We start from the raw sequence: 21,901 nt of genomic DNA, 5'->3' as shown, positions 1-21,901 counted from the left end.
GGCCTCGACCGCGACGACGTCGGCCGCCGAGGTGACGAGCGTCCCGTCGGGCGCGGTGCCCGTGGCGCGGGCGGTGGTCGGCACGGTCCCGTCGCCGGCTGCGGCGGCGAGCACGTCGCGGTCCGTCACCGTCCGCGTGGCGGTGAAGGTCGCCGACCCGCCCGGGGCGAGGTCCGCGGACTCGGGGGCGAGACCCTGGGCATCGGGGTCCGCGACCGAGACGCCGGTGAGGCTCAGCGTGCCGTCGTTCCGGACCACGTAGCGGTACGTGACGACCTCGCCTGCGTCGGCCACGCCGTTGCCGTTGGTGTCGGTGAGCACGGCCGTCACCTCGATCGACAGGCCGGCGGTGCCGGGGGCGACCGGCGTCGGGATCGCGAGGGGGACCTCGGGTGACGTCACCGCGCCTCCTGCCGGGTCGGTGGCCGTGGCGACCGCCGCGGCGCCCAGGTCGGTGCCGGCGTCCACGTCGGCCTGCGTGACCACGTAGCTGCCGGTCACGGTGGCGGATGCTCCCGGTGCCAGCGACGCGGGCGGCGCCGTCGTGACGGGGGTGCGCGGCGCCGTCACGCCCAGGCCGGTCAGCGTCGCCGTGCCCGTGTTGGTCGAGGTGTACGTGTAGGTGATCGTCTCGCCTGCGTCGGCCGTGCCGTTGCCGTTCGCGTCGTCGAGCACGGCCGTGAGCTCGAGGTCGAGGCCGCCCACGGCAGCGAGCAGCGGCGTGCTGCCCGAGGCCGCGGGGCTGTCGATCGTGGTGCCCTCCGGGGTCGTGCCCGTCGCCGTGGCGGTGACCACGAGAGGGTCGCCCGCGTCGACGTCGGCCTGCGTGACGGTGCGGGGAGCGGACGTGAAGCGGACGGTGCCGTCGGGGGCGGCGGTCCCGTCGCCGACGCGCTCGGGCCGAAGCACGCCCGGGCCGGCGATGACGATGCCGGTCAGGCTCGTGTTGCCCGCGTTCGTCACGACGTACTCGTACGAGATGGTCTCGCCCGGGTCGGCCAGGCCGTTCCCGTTCGTGTCGTCGAGAACGGGCACGACGTCGACCGCCAGCGCGTCGTCGGCCGCGGCGGTGAGGGTCTGCACCGAGGCGGGCGCGGTGGTGAGCGGCCCGTCGACCCCCGTGGCGGAGGCGGTGGCCGTCTCCGTGACGGGGGCCGGGCTGTCGACGTCGGCCTGGGTGATCGTCGTCGTGGCCGTGTAGGTCACGGAGGCGCCCGGGGCGAGGGACGCCGGGTCGCCGCTCAGGACGACGACTCCGGTGCCGCGCGTCGGGGCGAGGGCGACGCCGGTGAGGGTGCTCGTGCCCGTGTTGGTGACCGTGTACGTGTAGGTGACGACATCGCCGAGATCGGCCAGCCCGTCGCCGTTCGCGTCGGTGGTCAGAGCCTGCTCGACGCCGAGCTCGAGCAGGTCGGAGGCCGTGAGGAGGGGCGTCTCGGCGACCGAGGGGCCGCTGGCGGCCGTCAGCCCCGAGGGCGACGACCCCGTGGCGTAGGCGGTGTTGACGAGCGGGCCGCCGGCGTCGACGTCGGCCTGGGTCACCGGGCGGTCGGACGTGAAGGTGCGGGTGCCGCCCACCGCCAGGGCGACCCCGGCGGTGTCGACGGCCGGGGCGGATCCCGTGTCGACGGCGAGGCCGCCGAGGGGCGTCTCGCCCGTGTTGGTCACCGTGAAGCGGTAGCGGATCGTGTCGCCCGGGCCGGCGACGCCGTCGCCGTCCGCGTCGATCAGCTCGGCGGTCTGGGTCAGGCCCACGGCGGGCTGCAGCTGGTCGAGCGGCGCGGTGGCCGTCGACGGGTCGCTGACGATCGGCGCCCCGTTGCCGGCGTCGACCGCGCGGGCGGTCGCCGTGTTCGTGAAGGTCGCGGTCCGCGCGTCGGCGGTGGTCACCGTGTGCCCGCCCGTGCAGACGGTCGTGGCTCCCGGCTGGCCGACAGGGGCGAGGGTCGTGGTCGGGCAGCTGAGGCCGTCCGCGAGGGCGTCGGCGATCGACAGGGCGTCGAGCCTGACGACGGAGGTGTTGCTGACGGTGAACGAGTAGTCGATGCGGTCGCCGACGGCGTATCCCTCGGTCGGCGTCGAGCTCGAGACGGACTTGACGACGTTGAGCGCGCCGAGCTCCTGCACCGACGAGACGGAGAGGTTGCGGATCAGGTGCACGTCGGTCGCGCCGCCCGTCGAGCCGAGGAAGCCGAGCTTGTAGGTGTCGGGGGCGGCGTCGGTCATCTGGTGCTCGAGCACGCGGAGGTAGCCGCGGCCGTCGTGGAAGTCGACGTCGACGGTGACGAGCGGGAGCGCGTCGGGGCTCAGGGTCACGCGGACGGAGTCGCGGCTGGTGTCGTCGGCGCCGGTGCCGCGCAGCGACCCGGGCAGCGTCGAGGCGAAGCGGTCGCCGCCGGTGTTCGCGCCCACGGTGCCGGCGAGCCAGCAGTATCCGGTGGTGCCGCTGCCGGGGCCGCGGAGGGAGACGGCGTTCGGCACGAAGCCGGGGCCGACCTCGGGCGGGGTGCAGGTCGAGTCGCGCAGCTCGGTGGGGTTCGCGTAGTTGCCGTAGGCGTCGAGGCCGATGCCGACATAGCCGCCGACGACGCCGGGGTCGCCGTTGCGGTTGCCGTAGCCGAGCGAGCCTCCGTCGGCGCCGGTCATGGTGAGCTGTTCGTTCCCGTCCGTGAGGAAGAATCCGATGCCGTCACCTCCGTCGCCGCCGTCCGGTCCGTACTGCCACTGGTCGAACTCGACGACGAGGCCGCCGTTGCCGGGAATGGCCTGGTTGTAGACGACGCCGCCGCGACGGAAGCCGCTCTCGGCGTTCAGCTGCAGGAAGCCGGGGGTGCCGACCGCGGGCGACCCGGTCAGGTCGGTGCACTGCGACAGGTTGCTGCTGCCGGCCGGGGCCGCCGCGGTGGCGCCCGTGAGGCACGCGTCGTTCAGCCCGCGCCAGGCGGGATCGGCGATCGAGCTGCCGGTGAACGACTCGGTCAGGAGGGGCGTTCCAACCGCTTGGGCCGGCCCGGCGACGAGGAGGGCGGGGGAGACGGCGGCCGCGGCGACCGCGAACGCGACGAGCGTCCGAGTGAGCCGGCCACGGGGTGTCGTGACGCTGCGCATGGGGGTCCTGATCCGTGAGGGCCGGCCCAGGTGACAGGTCGGCGTCGACTTGAGTGATCTTCACACGGATCAGGGAGGCGCAACAGGGGCGAGGACCGCCGAACGGGCGCACGCTCGCAAACGGGCCAGGCATCCCCGGTGAGAGCCGTGCAGTCTCTGCAGGTGTATGACGGAACCTCCATGACGAACGCGCCCGACACCTCCTCCGTGCCCACCTCCTCCTCGTCGTCGGGGTACGACGAGCGTCAGAAGTGGCAGGCGTTCTGGGTCTGCGTGGGCGTCGCGGCGCTGACGATCCTCGACCTGTCGAAGGTCAACGTGGGCCTGCCGAGCATCGAGGCGTCGCTCGGTGCCGGACCGACCGCGCTGCAGCTCATCGTCGCGGGCTACGCCCTCGCCTTCGGCCTGTCGCTCGTGCCGTCGGGCCGCCTGGGCGACCTCAAGTCGCGGCGCCTGATGTTCGTCATCGGCCTCAGCTCGTTCACCGTGGCCAGCGTGCTCTGCGCGATCGCTCCCACCGTCGAGCTCCTCGTCGCCGCGCGCATCCTGCAGGGCGTCGCCGCGGGGATCCAGATGCCGCAGGTGCTCGGCCTGATCCAGCAGCTGTTCCAGGGACGCGAGCGCGGCCGTGCCTTCGGCCTGTTCGGGGCGGTCATCGGCGTCTCGACCGCGTTCGGCCCCACGATCGGCGGCCTGTTGATCGCGGTGGGCGGCGCCCAGGACGGCTGGCGCCTCCTGTTCTGGATGAACGTGCCGCTCGGCATCGTCGCCATCGTCTTCGCCCTGAAGCTGCTGCCCCGCACCTCGACCGCCCCGAGCGGGCACAACGAGCTCGACCTCATGGGCATCGTGCTGCTCGGCCTGACGATCCTCACCCTGATGCTGCCGTTCGTGCTGACGACCGGTCAGGGCGACGACCCGCTGCGCTGGCTGTTCCTGATCGGCTTCGCCGGCTTCGGCGCCCTCTTCGTCTGGTGGGAGCAGCGCTACAAGGCCCGCGGCAAGTCGCCGGTGGTGCACTTCTCGCTGTTCTCGCTCGCGTCGTACCGCAACGGCACGCTCATCGCGACCGTGTACTTCTGCGCGCTGCCGGCGACGTTCCTGCTCACGACGCTCTTCCTGCAGCAGGGGCTCGGCCTCGAGCCCGTCTACGCCGGCATGGTGACCATCCCGTTCGCGCTGACCAGCGCTGTGGCCGCCTTCTACGGCGGGCGCATCGTCGAGAAGTACGGGCGCAGCCTCGTCGTGCTCGGCCTCGTGCTCGTGGGCGTCGGCTTCGTCGTGCTCTTGCTCGCCGCGACGCTCACCCCGCCCGAGTACACGCCGTGGGCGATGGCGGGCGGCATGCTCGTCGCCGGCACCGGCGGAGGCTTCGTCATCTCGCCGAACCAGACCCTGACCCTGGCGGAGGTGCCGGTCGAGATGGGCGGGGTCGCCGGCTCCATGGGCCAGGTCGGCCAGCGCGCCGGCACCGCCATCGGGACGGCCGCGGCGGTCTCGACCTTCTACTCGGTCATCGCCGGCCGCAGCGAGGGCTCGACCCTCGACATCTACCACGAGGCGTACCGCAGCGGGTTCTTGGTGACCATCGCCCTGGTGGCGGGAGCGCTCGTGCTGGCGCTGCTCGACCTGCGTGCACGCAAGCAGGGGCGGGTGGGCGAGGCGGCCGACGCCTCCTAGGGGAGACGTGGTCTGGCCCGGCCTGACCCGGCCCGAGGGCACGCGAGGCCACGAACCTGCGCGAAGGCGACAAAGCGACGCGATGTTCTGCGTCGCTTTCTCGTTCTCGCGTCGCTTCCCGGCGGCGTCGTGGGCGCTGGCGGGGACCAGGCGGCGGGGCCACGGCGGCTACGCGGCGGGGGACTCCGCGGCCGCGGCGTCGAGCCACGCGGTGATGTCGACGGCGAGCGTACGGGGCAGGTCGACGGCCGCGGGGTCGACGCGGGCGATCGTGCTCGTGTGGGCGGCGACGACGGAGGCGGCGGTGACGACGGACATGGGGGCTCCTCAGCGAGATGGTGCGGGACGGTCTGATTGGCGGGGCCGCCGCGGCCCGTCGAGGTGACGACGGACCGCGGGGCTCCTGGCGCGCTCGCCCGTCCTGCGACGGGACCCCTCCGGGGTGCGGCGACTGCCTGCGGCCAGTCAAGCCGAGAGGGTGTCTCGTCAGCGTCAACCGAAGGGACCGTCCTCAGCGGCCACGCCTACGCCGAGGGGATGAGACGCGTGCGACGGCGTCGAGTTGCCCCGGAACTCCGGCCGCCGCCGCCCGGGTAGCACTTCGGGGCAACTCGTCGCTCGGCGGGGGCGCGGGCGGGCGCGAGGCGGGCGGGCTCGCGGGAGGGTCAGGGGCGCGGCGCGGAGGGCTCCCGGACGATCGCGAGCACGTCGTCGTGCAGCAGGCCGTTCGTCGCGAGGGCGCTGCCGTGCCAGGGGCCCGGCTCACCGTCGGCGCTCGTGAACGTGCCGCCCGCCTCCTCGACGATCGGGATCAGCGCCGCCATGTCGTACGGCTCGAGGCCGAGCTCGCCCGCCACGTCGAGAGCGCCCTCGGCGACGAGGACGTACGACCAGAACTCGCCGTAGGCGCGCGTCCGCCAGACCTGGTCGGTCAGCGTGAGCAGCTGCTCGAGCCGGCCAGCTTCGCGCCAGTACTCGAGGCCGTTGTAGCTCAGCGACGCGTCGGCAAGATCACGGACGCCCGAGACGCGCAGGGCAGCGGCGCCGTGCTCGGACGAGAACGCCCCGCCGCCCGTGCTGGCCCACCAGCGGCGTCCGAGGGCCGGGGCGCTGACGACTCCGAGCACGGGGACACCGTCGACGACCAGCGAGATGAGGGTCGCCCAGACGGGGACGCCCCGGAGGAAGTTCGCCGTCCCGTCGATCGGGTCGACGATCCACTGGCGGCGGGGTGCTGCGTGGGCGGTGCCGGCTGCGGCGTCGTTCCCGGCTGCGTCGTTCACGGCTGCGTCGTCTCCGTACTCCTCGCCGTAGAAGGAGTCGCCGGGGCGCTCGGACTCGATCCCGGCCCGGATCGCCCGCTCGACGGCCTGGTCGGCGTCGGTGACGTGCGTGCGGTCGGGCTTCAGCGACACGTGCAGGTCGGCAGCACGGTAGCGCTCGGTGCTGATCGAGTCGGCCGCGTCGGCGAGCGTCAGCGCGAGCCGCAGGTCGGCCGCCCAGCGGGCGCCGCCGTCGGCGGCGCTCGTGTCGCTCGCAGCGGCGGCGTCGGCGGCGTCGGACGAGGAGGCGCGGGTCGGGTCGGTCACGCTGCCAGCGTACCGAGCGTGCCCGGCGGGCACCGCGCCTCCTCGTCTCTGCATTGCCCGTCGGTCACTTCGCGGGCGCGGGAATCGCAAAGCGAGAGTGATCCTGCCTCGTGCGTGCCGCCTCCGGCCAGGAACTGCCTCGGCGGCGGTGGATCACTCTCAAATGTGAGAAGACAGCCCGCACATGCCGACCAGGAGGCGACGCGGACCGCCGCAGAACAGGAGAATCCCGTTGTTAAAGGGTGCTGGGTCGGCATCTGCGGGTCCGACCTGGCACGGGGCTGCGGCTGGCGCGCGAGCAGCCAGCTAGCGCTGCGGCTGCTCGTCCGAACGGGCGTCCTCGTCGCGGGCGGCCTGCTCGCGGCCGCTGACCCCGCCCTTGGAGGCGAGCAGCGTCTGCAGCGAGGCGAGCCGCTCCCGCCCGACGTCGCCGAGCTCGCCGGCCTCGACGCGGTCGACGATCTCCCAGTCGTGCGCCTCGGCCAGCGGGATGCCGTCGCGCGACGGCTTGTCGGAGGGGCGGGCGTGCCGTGCGAACGACCGCAGGATGTTCTCGGGGTCGACGTGCCCGAGCCCGAACGAGCGGACGCCCGGGGTGTCGACGATCCAGCCGCCGCTCGGCACCTTGAACGAGACGGTCGACGACGACGTGTGCCGCCCCCGCCCGGTCACCGCGTTGACGACGCCGACCTCGCGCTGCGACCCCGTCAGGGCGTTGACGAGCGTCGACTTGCCGACGCCCGAGTGCCCCACGGTCACGGTGACGTGCCCGTCGAGCAGCTCGCGCAGCTCGTCGAGCACCGGCGACGGCGACCCGTCGGGCAGCGGGTCGAACGACGTGGAGGTGGTCGTCACGATCCGCAGGTCGAGGCACGAGAAGTGGGCTGCGAACGGTGCGGGGTCGGCCAGGTCGGTCTTCGTGATGCAGAGGATCGGCTCGACCCCCGCGTCGAAGGCGGCGACCATGTAGCGGTCGACGAGCCGCGGGCGCGGCTCGGGGTCGGCCGCGGCGACGACGATCAGCATCTGGTCGGCGTTGGCGACGATCACGCGCTCGACGGCGTCGCTGTCGTCGGCGCTGCGGCGCAGCAGCGTGGTCCGCTCCTGCACCTTGACGATCCGCGCGAGCGAGCCCTCGGCGCCGCTCGTGTCGCCGACGACGCCGACCCGGTCGCCCGTGACGACGCTCTTCTTGCCGAGCTCACGCGCTCGGGCAGTGGTGATCTCGCGCTCGTCGGGGGTCCCGGCGTCCATCAGCACGCCGTAGCGGCCGCGGTCGACGGTCCAGACGACCCCCTCCTCGGCGTCCGCGTACGCCGGCCGCTGCTTGGTGCGCGGCCGGTTGGCCTTCGGGTTCGGGCGCTGTCGCACCGAGCTCTCGTCGTACTGGCCCCAGGCCTCGTCCTCCACGGCGTCGTCGCCGTCGCTCCACCAGCTCACCGGGGGCCTACAGGAACCCGAGCAGGTCGATGTCGGCCGGGCGCTCGACGACGCGGCGGCCGAGCAGGTCGTCCCAGAGCTCGACGAACTGGGGCAGCGTCTTCGACACGACGCGGACGTCGTCGAGCTCGACACCGTCGACCGCGAGGCCGATGATCGCCGCGGCGTGCGCCATCCGGTGGTCGCCGTAGGTGCGCCACTGACCGGCGTGCAGGGGCGAGGGCTCGACGCGGAGGCCGTCGTCGAGCACGGTGACGAGGCCGCCGAGCGCCGAGATCTCGCTCGCGAGGGCCGCGAGGCGGTCGGTCTCGTGCCCGCGCAGGTGCCCGATGCCGGTGATGGTGCTGGGGCCGGACGCCAGGGCGGCCAGGGCGACGAGGGCAGGGGCCAGCTCGCCGCCGCGGGACAGGTCGACGTCGACGCCAGGCAGCGAGCCGCCGCCGACCAGGCCGTCGCCGCCGTCGACGGTCAGCACGCCGTCGACGAGCGAGACGGTCGCGCCCCAGAGCGGCAGCAGCTCGATCAGGTCGGCGCCGACCTGCGTCGTCTCGGCCGGCCAGTGCGAGATCGAGACGGTGCCGCCGGCGACGAGGGCCGCGACGAGGAAGGGCGCGGCGTTCGACAGGTCGGGCTCGATGGTCAGCTCGCGCCCGGCGATCGCCGTGGGCGGCACCTGCCACTCGCCGGGCTCGGGCGTCGCGACGGTCACGCCGCGCTGCGCGAGCGCGTCGATCGTCATCTCGATGTGCGGCGTGCTGGGCAGCACGTCGCCGGTGTGGCGGAGCGTCAGCCCGCGCGAGAAGCGCGGCGCCGACAGCAGCAGGCCGGACACGAACTGGCTGGAGGCGGACGCGTCGATCTCGACGTCGCCTCCTTGGACCTCGCCCGTGCCGTAGAGGCTGAAGGGAAGCGAGCCGCGGCCGTCGTCCGACACGTCGACGCCGAGGGCGCGCAGCGAGTCGAGGGTCGCGCGCATCGGCCGACGTCGGGCCGCCTCATCGCCGTCGAAGGTGACCGGGCCGAGGGCGAGCGCCGCGACCGGGGGCAGGAACCGCATCACCGTGCCGGCCAGGCCGCAGTCGACGGTAGCGCCGCCCGTGAGCTCGCCGGGCGTGACGACGAGGTCGGGGCCGAACGGCTCGCCCGACTCGAGCTCGTCGATCGTCGTGCCGAGGGCACGCAGCGCCGCGATCATCAAGGAGGTGTCGCGCGAGTGCAGGGGAGCCCGCAGCGTCGAGGGGGAGTCGGCCAGGGCCGAGAGCACCAGCTCGCGGTTCGTCAGCGACTTCGACCCGGGCAGCGACAGGGAGGCGCGGAGCGGGCCGGCGGCGCGCGGCGCGACCCAGCGCCCGTCGTCGACCGTGGGCGGAACGCCGCCGTCGTCGTAGGGAGAGAACTCGGGCCCGGAATACCTGTACACCTGCATCGGTTCACCAGGGTAATGCAGCGACGACCTGGAGGACACGTGCCCACAGCACTTGCACCGAGGCGGATCACCGTGGCCGAACTAGAATCGGCCGTGATGATCACCCCCGAGGGCGACGAGCCCACACCCGCGACCAGCGCGACCGCACCCGACCCCGTCGAGGCCGGCGGCGGCGTCGCCGAGGCGACCGTCGAGGCCGTGGCGGCCGTCGAGGCGTCGGACGAGGGCGAGCCCGACCTGCGCGCACTGTTCGAGGAACAGGCCCTGCCGTTCATGGACCAGCTCTACGCGGCGGCGATGCGCATGACGCGCAACCCGGCCGACGCCTCCGACCTCGTCCAGGAGACATTCGTCAAGGCGTTCGCGGCGTTCCGGCAGTTCCAGCAGGGCACGAACCTGAAGGCCTGGCTGTACCGGATCCAGACCAACACGTTCATCAACACGTACCGCAAGAAGCAGCGCGACCCGTACCAGGGCACCATCGACGAGCTCGAGGACTGGCAGATGGGCGGCGCCGAGTCGGCGACCCGCACCTCCGGCTCCACCCGCTCGGCCGAGGCCGAGGCGATCGACCACCTCCCGGACAGCGCTGTCAAGGACGCCCTCCAGAAGGTGCCGGAAGACTTCCGCATGGCGGTCTACTTCGCGGACGTCGAGGGCTTCTCGTACCAGGAGATCGCCGACATCATGAAGACCCCCGTGGGCACGGTGATGAGCCGTCTGCACCGCGGCCGCCGACTCCTCCGGGGACTACTCGCCGACTACGCCCGTGACCGTGGGATCGCGGTGCCGGCCGGCACGACATCGAAGGGCAGCACCAAATGACCGACTGCGGTTGCGACAAGGCGAAGGCCGAGCTCGAGGAGTTCCTGCACGACGAGCTCTGCCGTGAGGACGCCGCCGACATCCGGGAGCACATGGCCACCTGCGCCGACTGCTCGGGTGAGCACAAGGTCGGCATCGTGCTGACGGAGGCGGTGCAGCGCGCCTGCAAGGAGACGGCCCCCGAGGACCTGCGCTCGACCGTGCTCGCACGGATCCGCGACCTGCAGGCCTCGCACTAGCCCGCGGAGCCCGTCCGGACCCTGGGCAGCTGGCCGGTCAGGCCAGCGTCGCGTCCTCGCGACGTGCCGCGTGCGCGACGACGTCGTCCCAGAGCAGCTGCAGGGAGGGGTCGCCCGCGTCGCCCGTGCGCTGGACGACCTTCGAGACGGCCGGCACGCAGAGCCGGAAGTCCGGCTCGCCGACGACCAGCACGAGCGGGTCGCTGCCGGTGCCGGAGCAGAGCCGGCCGCCGTACTCGCGGCGCACCGTCTCGAAGAAGTAGCAGGCGGCGCCGAGCGAGACCGCGTCGGGCACCCCGTCGACGTCGACGTCGCCCCGGTGGCGGGCGAGGACCGCGTCGAGCGAGCGGACGGAGCCCGGGCTGAAGTCGAGCGAGGCCGCGTCGTCGCGGTGCCCGCCCTTCGCGACCGACTTGACGAAGCGGGCTGCCTCGTCGGCGACGTGTTGCTCGGGCGTCGAGTTCCGTGTGAAGAGACCCATGACGATCGACCCTATCGTCCGACGTCACAGGTCGTCGACCTGCGCTAGCGTCGTCGCATGACCGCCACGGTGGAGATCCTCGCCAGCCCGACGTCCGACGACCTCGACGACCTGGTGGCCCTCATCGGGCTGCTCGGCCACTCGCTCGACGCCGAGGTGCTCTCGGCCCGCCTGTCCCACCTGACCGCCGCCGCGGGCCACGAGACCTGGGTCGTGCGGGGCGACGACGGCCGCGTGGTCGCCGTCGCGGGGGCGCACGTGCGCTGGGCCTACAACGCCGACGCCCCGACCGCGCAGCTGCTGCTGCTGGTCGTCGGGGAGGCGGCCCGTCGAGACGGCACCGGCTCGCACCTCCTGCAGCACTTCGAGGAGTGGTCGCGCGGCCACGGAGCCCGCACGCTCGAGGCCGTCTCGGCCGCCGCCACCGACTCCGCCCACCGCTTCTACCGCAAGCGCGGCTACCACGAGGCCGGCGTCCGCTACTCGAAGCTCGTCTGACCCCTCGACACCGCCGCACCGCGAACGGCGACGGCCGCCCTCCTGCGGGAGGGCGGCCGTCCTCGTCGGTGCGGGGCGTGGACGCTAGAGCGTGAGCGCCGCCGCGATCAGCTCGGCCTGCTGGGCCGCGCTCGCCTTGGTCGAGCCCGCGGCCGGCGAGGCCGACGCGGGTCGCGAGGCGACCGCGATCCGGCGGTCGAGGTGCTTCTGCAGCTCGAGCACCACGAACGGCCAGGCGCCCTGGTTCTCCGGCTCCTCCTGGGCCCAGACGATCTCGGCCGAGGGGTAGCGCGACAGCACCTCGCGGATGCGGTCGAGAGGCAGCGGGTAGAGCTGCTCGAGGCGGACGAGCGCGATGTCGTCCTGCACGCCGCGCTTGTCGAGCTCGGCCGTGAGGTCGTAGTGGATCTTGCCCGAGTGCAGCACGATCCGCTTCGTCGCCGACGGGTCCTGGACGCGCGTGCAGTCGAGCACCGGCTCGAAGCGGCCGCTCGTGAACGCGTCGACGCCGCTCGTCGCGCCGCGGAGGCGCAGCATCGCCTTCGGCGTGAAGACGACCAGCGGGCGGCGGGGGCGCGCGTACGCCTGGCGGCGCAGCAGGTGGAAGTAGGAGGCGGGGGTCGAGGGACGTGCGATGGTCATGTTGTCCTCCGCGCACATCTGGAGGAACCGCTCCATCCGGGCCGACGAGTGGTCGGGCCCCTGCCCCTCGTAGCCGTGCGGCAGCAGCAGGACGACGCTCGAGCGCTGGCCCCACTTCTGCTCGGCGCTCGAGATGAACTCGTCGATGATCGTCTGCGCGCCGTTGCTGAAGTCGCCGAACTGCGCCTCCCACATCACGAGCGCGTCGGCCCGCTCGACCGAGTAGCCGTACTCGAAGCCCATCGCCGCGTACTCGCTGAGCAGCGAGTCGTAGATCCAGAGGTTCGCCTGGTCGTCGGTGATGTTCTGCAGGGGCAGCCACTCCTGGCCGTTCTCCCGGTCGTGCAGCACCGAGTGGCGCTGCACGAAGGTGCCGCGGCGGCTGTCCTGGCCGGCGAGGCGCACCGGGGTGCCCTCGGTCAGGACCGAGCCCATCGCCAGCAGCTCGGCGAAGGCCCAGTCGATGCCGCCGTTCCGGCTCATGTCGACGCGCTTCTTGAGCAGCTGCGACAGCTTCGGGTGCACCGAGAAGCCCTCGGGCGGGTTGTCGTGCGCGTCGCCGATCGCGTGGATCAGGTCGAGGTCGACGCCCGTGCTCTCGGGCTCGCCCGAGGCGTCGTCCCGCTGCGACCTAGGTCGCTCGAGGTCGTCGACGTCTCCGCCGTCGTCGGTGATGACGGGCATCGAGCCGGTCTGGGCCGCGTGCGTCTCCTGGAAGGCACGCTCGAGGCGGTCCTGGAAGTCGCGGTGCGCGCCGTCGTACTCCTCCTGCGTGATGTCGCCGCGGCCGACGAGGGCCTCGGTGTAGAGGGTGCGGACGCTGCGCTTGGCCTCGATGAGGTTGTACATCAACGGCTGCGTCATCGAGGGGTCGTCGCCCTCGTTGTGGCCGCGGCGGCGGTAGCAGATCAGGTCGACGACGACGTCGCGCTTGAACTGCTGGCGGTACGAGAACGCGAGCTCGGCGACCCGGGCCACGGCCTCGGGGTCGTCGCCGTTGACGTGGAACACCGGCGCCTGGATCGTCTTCGCCACGTCGGTCGAGTAGATCGACGAGCGCGACTCGGAAGGCGGGGTCGTGAAGCCGACCTGGTTGTTGATCACCACGTGGATGGTCCCGCCGACGCGGTAGCCGCGCAGCATCGACATCTGCAGGGTCTCGACCACGACGCCCTGGCCGGCCATCGCCGCGTCGCCGTGGATGAGGATCGGGAGGGTGCCGAAGACGCCCTTCGGCCCTCTGTCTTGCTTGGCGCGCACGATGCCCTCGAGCACGCCGTCGCCGGCCTCGAGGTGCGACGGGTTGGCGGCGATGTAGACGGGGATCGTCTCGCCCGTGGCGCTCGTGAACTCGCCCTCGGTGCCGAGGTGGTACTTGACGTCGCCCGAGCCCTGGACCGTCCTCGGGTCCTGCGTGCCCTCGAACTCGCGGAAGATCTGCCCGTAGGTCTTGCCGGCGATGTTGGTGAGGACGTTGAGGCGGCCACGGTGCGCCATCCCGATCGCCACCTCCTCGAGTTCCTCACGGGCCGCCTGCTGGATGACGGTGTCGAGCAGGGCGATGGCGGACTCGCCGCCCTCGAGGCTGAAGCGCTTCTGGCCGACGTACTTCGTCTGCAGGAACGTCTCGAACGCCTCGGCCTCGTTGAGCTTCGCCAGGATGCGCATCTGCTCGTCGTGCGACGGCTTCACGTAGGGCACCTCGACGTGCTGCTGCACCCAGGCTCGCTGCGCGGGATCCTGGATGTGCATGTACTCGACGCCGATGGTGCGGCAGTACGAGTCGCGGAGGATGCCGAGGATGTCGCGCAGCAGCGCGGAGGTGTGGCCGCCGAGGCCGCCCGTGACGAACTCCCGGTCGAGGTCCCAGAAGGTCAGGCCGTGGCTCTCGATGGCGAGGTCGGGGTGGCTGCGCTGGCGGTACTGCAGCGGGTCGATGTCGGCCATGAGGTGGCCGCGGACCCGGTAGCTGTTGATGAGTTCTTGCACCCGGGCCGTCTTGCCCACGCGCTCGGCGAGGTTGACGTTGATGTCGGGGTTCCAGTGGATGGGCTCGTACGGGATGCGGAGGGCCGCGAAGATCTGCTCGTAGAAGCCGCGCTGGCCGATCAGCAGCTCGTTGACCTTCTTGAGGAACTCGCCCGAGCCGGCGCCCTGGATGACACGGTGGTCGTAGGTGCTCGTGAGCGTGACCGTCTTGCCGATGCCGAGCTCGACGAGCGTCTTCGACGACGTGCCCTGGAACTCGGCGGGGTAGTCGAGCGCGCCGGCGCCGATGATCGATCCCGCGCCCTTCATCAGGCGAGGCACGCTGTGGACCGTGCCGATGCCGCCCGGGTTCGTCAACGAGATCGTGTTGCCCTGGAAGTCGGCCGCGGTCAGCTTGTTGTCGCGGGCGCGGCGGACGACGTCCTCGTAGGCCGACAGGAAGTCGGCGAAGGTCATCTCGTCGGCCTTCTTGATCCCCGGGACCAGCAGGGCCCGCGTGCCGTCGGGCTTCGGGATGTCGATCGCGAGCCCGAGGTTGATGTGCGCCGGAGTGACGACCGAGGGCTTGCCGTCCACCTCGTCGTAGAAGACGTTCTGGCTCGGGAACTCCTTGAGGGCCTGGACGAGCGCCCAGCCGATGAGGTGCGTGAACGAGACCTTGCCGCCGCGGGCGCGCTTCAGGTGGTTGTTGATCACGATCCGGTTGTCGATCATCAGCTTCGCCGCGACGGTGCGGACGCTGGTGGCGGTCGGGACGCTCAGGCTCGCGTCCATGTTCGTGGCGAGCGACTTGGCCATGCCGCGGAGGGGAGCGACCTTCGCCTCGGGCTCCGGCGCGGGCTCGGCGCTGCTGCGGGGCTTCTCGGGGGCCTTGGCGGGCGACTCGGCCGGGATCGGCTTCTCCGACGGCTCGACGGAGGTGGTCTTGGCGGCCTTCTTGCCGGCGGGGGCGGCCGGGGCAGGCGCGGGCGCGGCGGGCTCGTTCTCACCGGGGGCGCCGGTCACCTCGTCGGGCACCTGCGCCTCGCCGCCGGACGCCTGGTCGGCGGCGGGTGCCTCGGCGGAGGCGGGGGCCTGTGCGGAGGCGGGGGCCTCGGCCGTCGTCGCGGCCTCGGAGCCGCTGGAGGGCGTGTAGGCCTCGAGGACGGGCCACCACGACTCGTCGACCGCGGACTTGTCGACCACCCACTTCTCGTAGAGCTCGTCGACCAGCCACTCGTTGGCCCCGAAGGCACCCTCGTCGGTCGTTCCCGTCACGTGGCTCGTCACAGCCGATCGCCCACTCTCCGTTGATCGTTCGATGTCACGGCGGGCAGCGGCGCCCGCCGAGGACCAGCTTAACAACGTCCGCCTGGCCGCGTCCCGACGACCCGCAGGGATTACCGTTGGCCCATGAGGTTCTACGAGACGACGCCGACCCACGACCTGACGTACTCCGACGTGTTCCTGGTGCCCAGCCGCTCGTCGGTGACGAGCAGGCTCGACGTCTCGCTGGCGCCGGGCGACGGCACGGGCGCGACCGTCCCGATCGTCTCGGCCAACATGAACTCCGTCACCGGCCCCCGCCTCGCGGCCACCCTCGCCCGGCGCGGCGGCCTCGGGGTCCTGCCGCAGGACATGCCGCTCCAGGAGCTGGACGCGGCCATCCGCTGGGTCAAGTCGCAGCCCGTCGAGTGGGACACCCCCTGGTCGCTCGACCCGGGGGAGACCGTCGCCACGGCCCTCACCCGCGTGCCCGCCGTCGAGGGGCACGGCATCGTTCTCCACGACGCCGACGGCGGGTTCCTCGGCTGCATCGCCGCCTCCCGGCTGGCCACCGCGCCGCGCGACGCCGTGCTGGGCGACCTCCTGCACGGTGCCCTCACCTCGCTCGACGCGGACGACGTCGACTCGCCCCGCGCCGCCTTCGACCGCATGGTCGCCGCCGAGATCGACTTCGCGCCCGTGCTCCGACACGGCCAGGTCGTCGGCACGGTGAGCCGCAAGAGCGCCCTCCGCTCCACGATCTACCAGCCGGCCCTCGACCGCGACGGCCGCCTCCGGGTCGCGGCCGCCGTCGGCATCAACGGCGACGTCGAGCAGAAGGCCCGGGCGCTCGCGGCGGCGGGCGTCGACGTGCTCGTGCTCGACACCGCGCACGGCGACCAGGACGGCATGGTCGCCGCGGTGAAGACAGTCGCCGCGGCGAAGCTCGGCCTGCCCATCGTCGCCGGCAACGTCGTCACCGAGGAGGCGGTGCGCCACCTCGTGGGCGCGGGCGCGGACGTGATCAAGGTCGGCGTCGGCCCCGGGGCGATGTGCACCACCCGGATGATGACCGCCGTGGGCCGCCCCCAGTTCTCCGCCGTCCTCGAGACGGCGGCGACAGCCCGGTCGCTGGGCGCGCACGTCTGGGCCGACGGAGGCGTCCGCTACCCGCGCGACGTCGCCCTCGCCCTCGCCGCGGGCGCGTCGTCGGTGATGATCGGCTCGTGGTTCGCCGGCACCGTGGAGGCGCCCGGCGAGCTCGCGACCGACGACCGCGGCCTCTACAAGGAGAGCTGGGGCATGGCGTCGACGAAGGCCGTCCAGGGCCGATTCGGCCGCCTCGACCCCTTCGAGCTCGCCCGCAAGACGCTCTTCGCCGAGGGCATCTCGTCGTCGCGCATCTACCTCGACCCGATGCGGCCCGGCGTCGAGGACCTGCTCGACATGATCACCTCCGGCGTCCGCAGCTCGTTCACCTACGCGGGTGCGCGCACCCTGCCCGAGTTCGCCGAGCGGGCCCTCGTGGGCATCCAGTCGGCGGCGGGCTACGAGGAGGGCAAGGCGCTCCCCGTCAGCTGGTGACGAGTCTCCCTGGCCGCTCGTGACGAGATGGGGCCGACCGGTGACGGACGGGGCGTCCAGCGGCTAAGATTGCCTCTCTATGGATGACCCTCCGTCTCAGCCCGCTGCACCCTCCCACCATCCCGTGACTGAGGGCGGTGCTCCGTCCTCGTGAACGAGTGGATCCTGCTCGCGATCGGCATCGTCCTCACGATCGGCACCGGCCTCTTCGTCGCCAGCGAGTTCTCGTTGGTCAACCTCGACCGCTCCGACCTCGAGGCCCGTCAGGCCAAGGGCGAGAAGGGGCTCGCGCCGACGATCGGCGCCCTCCGCATCACGTCCACGCATCTCTCCAGCGCCCAGCTCGGCATCACGCTCACGACGTTGCTGACCGGCTACACGATGGAGCCGGCGATCTCCCGGTTGCTCGCGCCGCCCCTCCTCGGGGTGGGCCTGCCCGAGCCCGTGGTCACGGTCGCGGGGCCTGTCGTCGCGATCGTCGTCGCGACCCTGCTCTCGATGATCGTCGGGGAGCTCGTGCCCAAGAACTTCGCGCTGGCGCTGCCGCTGCGGACGGCGAAGCTCGTGATCCCGTTCCAGGTCGGCTTCACGACGGTGTTCCGGCCCGCCGTCGCCCTGCTCAACAACACGGCGAACGCCATCCTGCGGGGTGTCGGCATCGAGCCCAAGGAGGAGCTGTCCGGCGCACGCACCGCCGAGGAGCTCTCGTCGCTCGTGCGCCGCTCGGCGTTCGAGGGCAGCCTCGACCTCGACACGGCGACCCTGCTCGCGCGCACCCTGGCGTTCAGCGACCACACGGCCTCCGACGTCATGACGCCGCGGCCGCGCCTCTCGACCGTCACGCGCACCGACTCGGCCGAGACCGTGCTGCAGCTGGCCCGGCGCACCGGCCTGTCGCGGTTCCCGGTGACCGACGACGGCATCGACGACGTGGTCGGCCTCGTCCACGTCAAGCAGGCCGTGTCCGTTCCGCGGGAGAAGCGGGCCGACGTCCCGGTCTCGGCCCTGCTCACCGACGCCGTGCGCGTCCCCGAGACCATGACGCTCGACAACCTCCTCGGCGAGGTCCGCGGCCGCGGCTACCAGATGGCCGTCGTCGTCGACGAGTACGGCGGCACGGCGGGCGTCGTCACCCTGGAGGACCTCATCGAGGAGCTCGTCGGCGAGGTGTCGGACGAGCACGACCGCAGCCGCGTCGACGTCGTCCGCTCGCGCAACTGGCTGACGTTCCCCGGGCTGCTGCGCCCCGACGAGCTGCTCGAGCGCGCGTCGGTCTCGGTGCCGGAGGACGGCCCCTGGGAGACCGTCGGCGGCTGGGTGATGAGCGAGCTCGGGCGCCTGCCCGTCGTCGGCGACGTCGTCGAGTCCGAGGCGGGCACGTTCCGCGTCGAGCGGCTCGACGGACGGCGCATCGACCGGATCAGGTTCACGCCGACGCCGGAGGACGAGGTCGTCGAGCAGCCCGAGCGCGGTGGTCGCTCGGAGCGCCCGGGCCGGGCGGAGCGGGCGGGCAGGTCGGACGCGCCGGCCTCGATGCGCGGCGTCGACGCCCGCCAGAAGGAGTCGGCCCGATGAGCGACTGGTGGGGCATCGTCTGGCTCGTGCTGCTGCTGATGGGCAACGCGTTCTTCGTGGCGGCGGAGTTCGCCGTCATCTCGGCGCGCCGGTCTCAGATCGAGCCCAAGGCCGAGGCCGGCAGCAGGGCGGCCAAGACCACCCTCTGGGCCATGGAGCACGCGACGATGATGCTGGCGACGACCCAGCTCGGCATCACGATCTGCTCCCTGCTCATCCTGAACGTCTCCGAGCCCTCCATCCACCACCTCCTCGAGGGCCCGCTCGGCCTGACCGGGCTCAGCGAGCAGCTGGTGAGTGTCGTCGGGTTCGTCATCACGTTGCTGCTGGTGTCTTTCCTCCACGTCGTGCTCGGCGAGATGGTGCCGAAGAACATCTCGTTCTCGCTGCCGGACAAGGCCGCGCTGTTGCTCGCACCGCCCCTGGTGGCCGTGGCGCGCCTCCTGCACGTCGTCGTGGTGTCGCTCAACTGGTCGGCCAACGCCGTCCTGCGGGCGTTCCGCGTCGAGCCGAAGGACGAGGCCGCCAGCGCCTACACGGTCGACGAGGTGGCCACGATCGTGGCGCAGTCGCAGCGGGAGGGCACCCTCCGCGACGGCAGCGGCACGCTCCAGGCGGCGTTCGAGTTCACCGAGAAGACGGTCGACGACGTGGCGGTGCCGATGTCGGGCCTCGTCACCCTGCCCGAGGACGCCACCCCGGGCGACGTCGAGCGGGCCGTCGCCCAGAACGGCTTCTCGCGCTACGTGCTCGTCGACGACGGCGGCGACCCGACGGGCTACCTGCACCTCAAGGACGTCATCGACCTCGACGAGGACGAGTTCGGCGACCCGGTGCCGCCCAAGCGCATCCGCCAGCTGATCTCGATCTACCAGGGCACCGACCTCGAGGACGCCCTCGCGACGATGCGCCGGAGCGGCGTGCACGTCGCCCGGTCGTTCGACGAGCGGGGCGACACCCGGGGCGTGCTGTTCCTCGAGGACATCCTCGAAGAGCTGATCGGCGAGGTGCAGGACGCGACCAGGCGGTCGTAGCCCTGCACGAACGGCGGCCGCGCGGACCCCGAGGGGGCAGCGCGGCCGTCGTCGTCCGCGGGGCTACGCGGTGCGGAACGGCGCCCGGAGGTACTGCTCGGGCCAGTAGTCCAGCTCGACGCCCAGCTCGGCCGCGGCGCGCAGCGGGAAGTGCGGGTCGCGGAGGAACTCGCGCGCCATCAGCACGACGTCCGCCCGGCCCTCGGCCACGACGGCCTGGGCCTGCTGCGCGGACACGATGAGGCCGACGGCCCCGGTCTCGACCTCGGCCGTCTCGCGCACGTGCTGAGCGAACGGCACCTGGTAGCCGAGCCCCACCGGGATCGTCACCCCGGCGACGAGCCCGCCGGTCGAGATGTCGAACAGGTCGGCGCCGGCGTCGCGCGACCAGGCGGCGACGGTGGCCGTCTCGTGCTCGTCCCAGCCGCCCTCGGCCCAGTCCGTGGCCGAGAAGCGGACGAGCAGCGGCAGGTCGTCGCCGACCTCGGCCCGCACGGCGCGGACGACGTCGACGAGGAGGCGCGCCCGGTTCTCGAGGGAGCCCCCGTACTCGTCGGTGCGCTCGTTGCTGAGCGGCGAGAGGAACTGGTGCAGCAGGTAGCCGTGGGCCGCGTGCAGCTCGATCAGCCCGAAGCCGGCCTCGACCGAGCGGCGGGCGGCGGCGCGGAACGCCTCCACGAGCCCGTCGATCTCGTCACGGGTCAGCTCGCGCGGCACGGCGTAGCCCTCGAAGGCGACCGCAGAGGGCGCGACCGTCGGCCAGCCGCCCTGGGCCTCGGGGACGGAGCCCTGGGCCGCGCTCCAGGGGCGGAACGTGGACGCCTTGCGCCCGGCGTGCGCGAGCTGGATGCCGGGGACCGAGCCCTGCGAGCGGACGAACGCGGTGATCGGCTTGAGTGCCTCGACCTGCTCGTCGTTCCAGATGCCGAGGTCCTGCGGCGAGATGCGGCCGTCGGGGGTGACCGACGCGGCCTCCGAGATCACGGCGCCGGCGCCTCCTCGGGCCAGCGAGCCGAGGTGCACGAGGTGCCAGTCGGTGGCGACGCCGTCCTGCTCCTCAGCCGAGTACTGGCACATGGGCGCGACCCAGAGCCGGTTGCGGAACGTCTGGCCGCGGAGCGTGACGGTGTCGAAGAGGCCGACGGGGGAGGCGCCGGGTGCGGAGGTGGGGGTGGGGGTGGGTGCAGCGTCCGTCTGGGTCACGAGAGCGGTCATCGCCTTTCGGTGGGGTGGCCCGCGAGCCCCTCGACAAATCGTCGGAGCGGCTCGGGGCCGGTGAACAGGTGCCCGGTGATGCCGAGGGCCTGGGCGGCCTCGACGTTGTCGGACCTGTTGTCGATGAACACCGTGTCGGCTGCGGTTGTTCCGAGCTCGGCGAGCACGTGCCGGAAGATCGAGGCCGACGGCTTGAGGTCGTCGAGCTCGGCGCTGACGAACACCTGGTCGAACAGGTCGCCGAGGGGCGAGTGCCTGAAGGGCGAGGCGAAGTCCTGGCCCGCGTTCGAGAGGATCGCCAGGCGGGTGCCGCCGTCGGCCAGGTCGGCGATGACGTCGAGGGTGCCGGGCTCGGGCACGAACCACGACGGGAAGTCGGCTGCCCAGAGCTCGTGCACCCGGGTGCGCGACCAGTCGGCGCCGGTGTCGGCCTCGACGGCCCGCCAGTAGCCCGTGGCGGTGAGCCGGCCGTGGTCGAGGGCGTGCCGGTGGGTGCCGTAGCTGGCCCAGAGCGCGGCGGGCTCGACCCCGGCGAGTTCTTCGATGCGCCGACGCGAGGCGTCGTCGGGGAACCGGGAGATCACCTCGCCGTAGTCGAAGACGACGGTGCGGCCGGGGATCGAGATGCTCATCGACCCACCGTATCGGCGGCCCCGGCCGTCTCGGCTCGGGCGGGGGCCCGGACGCCGGCGTCGCGAGCCCGACTAGCGTCGGGGCGTGACCACCGACTCCCGCCCTGCCGATTCGCGCCCCGCCGATTCGCGCCCCGCCGACTCGCGCCCCGCCGATTCGCGCCCCGCCGACTCCGGCCTCACCGCCTGGACGCTCGCCGACGCCGCTGCCTGGATCGCCGTCCCGGCGGTCGACGACGACAAGTACAGCCGCGGCGTGCTCGGCGTCGTGACCGGCTCGACCGCGTACCCGGGGGCCGCGGTCCTCGGCGTGGAGGCCGCGCTGCACACCGGCGTCGGCATGCTCCGCTACCTCGGCCCGTCGCGCGCCTCGGACTTCGTGCTGCACCGACGGCCGGAGGCCGTGACGAGCCCCGGCCGGGTGCAGGCGTGGCTGCTCGGCTCGGGGGTGGACCCTGACCACCTCGACGACGAGACCGCGGAGGGGTTCGAGACGGCCGCCTCCTCGGGGCTGCCCCTCGTGCTCGACGCGGGTGCGCTCTCGCTGCGCGAGCGGGCGACGGGGCCGGTCGTGCTGACGCCGCACTTCCGCGAGCTGGCGAGGGCCTCGGGTCGGTCGGTCGACGAGGTCGCCGCCGACCCGGCCGAGGCCGCGGTGCGGGCGGCGGGGGAGTGGGGCTGCACCGTGCTGGTCAAGGG

General features: G+C 72.7%; 17 protein-coding genes. 8 read left to right on the top strand and 9 right to left on the bottom strand.

Annotated features, from left to right (window positions below; translation table 11 throughout):
- Window positions 1-3,108, bottom strand: a 3,108-nt coding sequence (locus RWM17_RS04615; protein ID WP_314101788.1) for a lectin-like domain-containing protein, incomplete at its 3' end; no start/stop codon positions are given.
- Window positions 3,109-3,288: 180 nt separating this feature from the next.
- On the opposite strand from RWM17_RS04615, the gene RWM17_RS04610 reads away from it, so the two are divergent.
- Window positions 3,289-4,788 (top strand): MFS transporter, encoded by a 1,500-nt coding sequence (locus RWM17_RS04610; protein WP_314101786.1) that lies wholly within the window; start codon window positions 3,289-3,291, stop codon window positions 4,786-4,788.
- Window positions 4,789-4,956: 168 nt separating this feature from the next.
- On the opposite strand, the gene RWM17_RS04605 is transcribed toward RWM17_RS04610, so the two are convergent.
- From RWM17_RS04605 to aroA, 4 genes are all read right to left on the bottom strand, one after another.
- On the bottom strand, window positions 4,957-5,106 hold the full coding sequence (locus tag RWM17_RS04605; RefSeq protein ID WP_314101785.1) for a hypothetical protein: 150 nt from the start codon (window positions 5,104-5,106) through the stop codon (window positions 4,957-4,959).
- Between the two features lie 347 nt (window positions 5,107-5,453).
- Complete coding sequence (locus RWM17_RS04600) at window positions 5,454-6,278, bottom strand: inositol monophosphatase family protein (RefSeq protein ID WP_314101789.1); 825 nt, start codon at window positions 6,276-6,278, stop codon at window positions 5,454-5,456.
- Between the two features lie 405 nt (window positions 6,279-6,683).
- The gene (gene rsgA, locus RWM17_RS04595; protein ID WP_314101784.1) at window positions 6,684-7,817 is read right to left on the bottom strand and encodes a ribosome small subunit-dependent GTPase A; all 1,134 of its coding nucleotides are present in this window, start codon (window positions 7,815-7,817) and stop codon (window positions 6,684-6,686) included.
- 7 nt (window positions 7,818-7,824) lie between these two features.
- Window positions 7,825-9,243, bottom strand: coding sequence for a 3-phosphoshikimate 1-carboxyvinyltransferase (gene aroA, locus RWM17_RS04590; protein ID WP_314101782.1), 1,419 nt, complete (start codon window positions 9,241-9,243; stop codon window positions 7,825-7,827).
- A 39-nt stretch (window positions 9,244-9,282) separates the two neighbouring features.
- Between aroA and RWM17_RS04585 the strand changes: the two genes are divergently transcribed.
- Both RWM17_RS04585 and RWM17_RS04580 read left to right on the top strand, forming a co-directional pair.
- The gene (locus RWM17_RS04585) at window positions 9,283-10,068 is read left to right on the top strand and encodes a sigma-70 family RNA polymerase sigma factor (protein ID WP_369878090.1); all 786 of its coding nucleotides are present in this window, start codon (window positions 9,283-9,285) and stop codon (window positions 10,066-10,068) included.
- Entirely contained in the window at window positions 10,065-10,307 is a 243-nt protein-coding gene (locus tag RWM17_RS04580; protein WP_123546403.1) for a zf-HC2 domain-containing protein, read from the top strand. Before RWM17_RS04585 ends, RWM17_RS04580 begins: the two co-directional genes overlap by 4 nt.
- A gap of 37 nt (window positions 10,308-10,344) precedes the next feature.
- Here RWM17_RS04580 and RWM17_RS04575 read toward each other — a convergent pair whose 3' ends face one another.
- Entirely contained in the window at window positions 10,345-10,788 is a 444-nt protein-coding gene (locus RWM17_RS04575; RefSeq protein ID WP_314101778.1) for a hypothetical protein, read from the bottom strand.
- Between the two features lie 57 nt (window positions 10,789-10,845).
- Between RWM17_RS04575 and RWM17_RS04570 the strand changes: the two genes are divergently transcribed.
- The gene (locus RWM17_RS04570) at window positions 10,846-11,286 is read left to right on the top strand and encodes a GNAT family N-acetyltransferase (protein ID WP_314101776.1); all 441 of its coding nucleotides are present in this window, start codon (window positions 10,846-10,848) and stop codon (window positions 11,284-11,286) included.
- A gap of 84 nt (window positions 11,287-11,370) precedes the next feature.
- Here the strand turns inward: RWM17_RS04570 and RWM17_RS04565 are convergent, their stop codons facing one another.
- The gene (locus RWM17_RS04565) at window positions 11,371-15,186 is read right to left on the bottom strand and encodes a multifunctional oxoglutarate decarboxylase/oxoglutarate dehydrogenase thiamine pyrophosphate-binding subunit/dihydrolipoyllysine-residue succinyltransferase subunit (RefSeq protein ID WP_314101774.1); all 3,816 of its coding nucleotides are present in this window, start codon (window positions 15,184-15,186) and stop codon (window positions 11,371-11,373) included.
- 123 nt (window positions 15,187-15,309) lie between these two features.
- Here RWM17_RS04565 and RWM17_RS04560 point away from each other — a divergent pair, with 123 nt between their 5' ends.
- The 3 genes from RWM17_RS04560 (at window position 15,310) to RWM17_RS04550 (ending at window position 19,355) form a co-directional block, all read left to right on the top strand.
- A complete protein-coding gene (locus tag RWM17_RS04560) occupies window positions 15,310-16,746 on the top strand; it encodes a GuaB1 family IMP dehydrogenase-related protein (RefSeq protein ID WP_314101772.1) in 1,437 nt (478 codons plus the stop codon).
- 150 nt (window positions 16,747-16,896) lie between these two features.
- Window positions 16,897-18,321, top strand: coding sequence for a hemolysin family protein (locus tag RWM17_RS04555; RefSeq protein ID WP_314101770.1), 1,425 nt, complete (start codon window positions 16,897-16,899; stop codon window positions 18,319-18,321).
- Entirely contained in the window at window positions 18,318-19,355 is a 1,038-nt protein-coding gene (locus RWM17_RS04550) for a hemolysin family protein (RefSeq protein ID WP_314101768.1), read from the top strand. The genes RWM17_RS04555 and RWM17_RS04550 overlap by 4 nt, the downstream gene beginning before the upstream one ends.
- A gap of 63 nt (window positions 19,356-19,418) precedes the next feature.
- Here the strand turns inward: RWM17_RS04550 and RWM17_RS04545 are convergent, their stop codons facing one another.
- Both RWM17_RS04545 and RWM17_RS04540 read right to left on the bottom strand, forming a co-directional pair.
- Window positions 19,419-20,570, bottom strand: coding sequence for an NADH:flavin oxidoreductase/NADH oxidase (locus tag RWM17_RS04545; RefSeq protein WP_314101766.1), 1,152 nt, complete (start codon window positions 20,568-20,570; stop codon window positions 19,419-19,421).
- Window positions 20,567-21,202, bottom strand: a complete 636-nt coding sequence (locus RWM17_RS04540) for an HAD family phosphatase (RefSeq protein ID WP_314101764.1) — start codon at window positions 21,200-21,202, stop codon at window positions 20,567-20,569. The genes RWM17_RS04545 and RWM17_RS04540 overlap by 4 nt, the downstream gene beginning before the upstream one ends.
- 85 nt (window positions 21,203-21,287) lie before the next feature.
- Here RWM17_RS04540 and RWM17_RS04535 point away from each other — a divergent pair.
- On the top strand, window positions 21,288-21,901 hold a 614-nt coding region (locus RWM17_RS04535), incomplete at its 3' end, for an ADP/ATP-dependent (S)-NAD(P)H-hydrate dehydratase (RefSeq protein WP_314101762.1).

It is taken from the genome of uncultured Frigoribacterium sp. (assembly GCF_963515265.1).
Lineage (GTDB): Bacteria > Actinomycetota > Actinomycetes > Actinomycetales > Microbacteriaceae > Frigoribacterium.
The sequence above is the reverse complement of the archived record's forward strand: the minus strand, read 5'-3'. Positions and strand labels throughout refer to the sequence as shown.

Coding starts and splice junctions, on each gene's coding strand:
- RWM17_RS04610 (WP_314101786.1), top strand. CDS start 3,289: ATGACGAACGCGCCCGACACCTCCTCCGTGCCCACCTCCTCCTCGTCG.
- RWM17_RS04605 (WP_314101785.1), bottom strand. CDS start 5,106: ATGTCCGTCGTCACCGCCGCCTCCGTCGTCGCCGCCCACACGAGCACG.
- aroA (WP_314101782.1), bottom strand. CDS start 9,243: ATGCAGGTGTACAGGTATTCCGGGCCCGAGTTCTCTCCCTACGACGAC.
- RWM17_RS04580 (WP_123546403.1), top strand. CDS start 10,065: ATGACCGACTGCGGTTGCGACAAGGCGAAGGCCGAGCTCGAGGAGTTC.
- RWM17_RS04575 (WP_314101778.1), bottom strand. CDS start 10,788: ATGGGTCTCTTCACACGGAACTCGACGCCCGAGCAACACGTCGCCGAC.
- RWM17_RS04570 (WP_314101776.1), top strand. CDS start 10,846: ATGACCGCCACGGTGGAGATCCTCGCCAGCCCGACGTCCGACGACCTC.
- RWM17_RS04560 (WP_314101772.1), top strand. CDS start 15,310: ATGAGGTTCTACGAGACGACGCCGACCCACGACCTGACGTACTCCGAC.
- RWM17_RS04550 (WP_314101768.1), top strand. CDS start 18,318: ATGAGCGACTGGTGGGGCATCGTCTGGCTCGTGCTGCTGCTGATGGGC.
- RWM17_RS04545 (WP_314101766.1), bottom strand. CDS start 20,570: ATGACCGCTCTCGTGACCCAGACGGACGCTGCACCCACCCCCACCCCC.
- RWM17_RS04540 (WP_314101764.1), bottom strand. CDS start 21,202: ATGAGCATCTCGATCCCCGGCCGCACCGTCGTCTTCGACTACGGCGAG.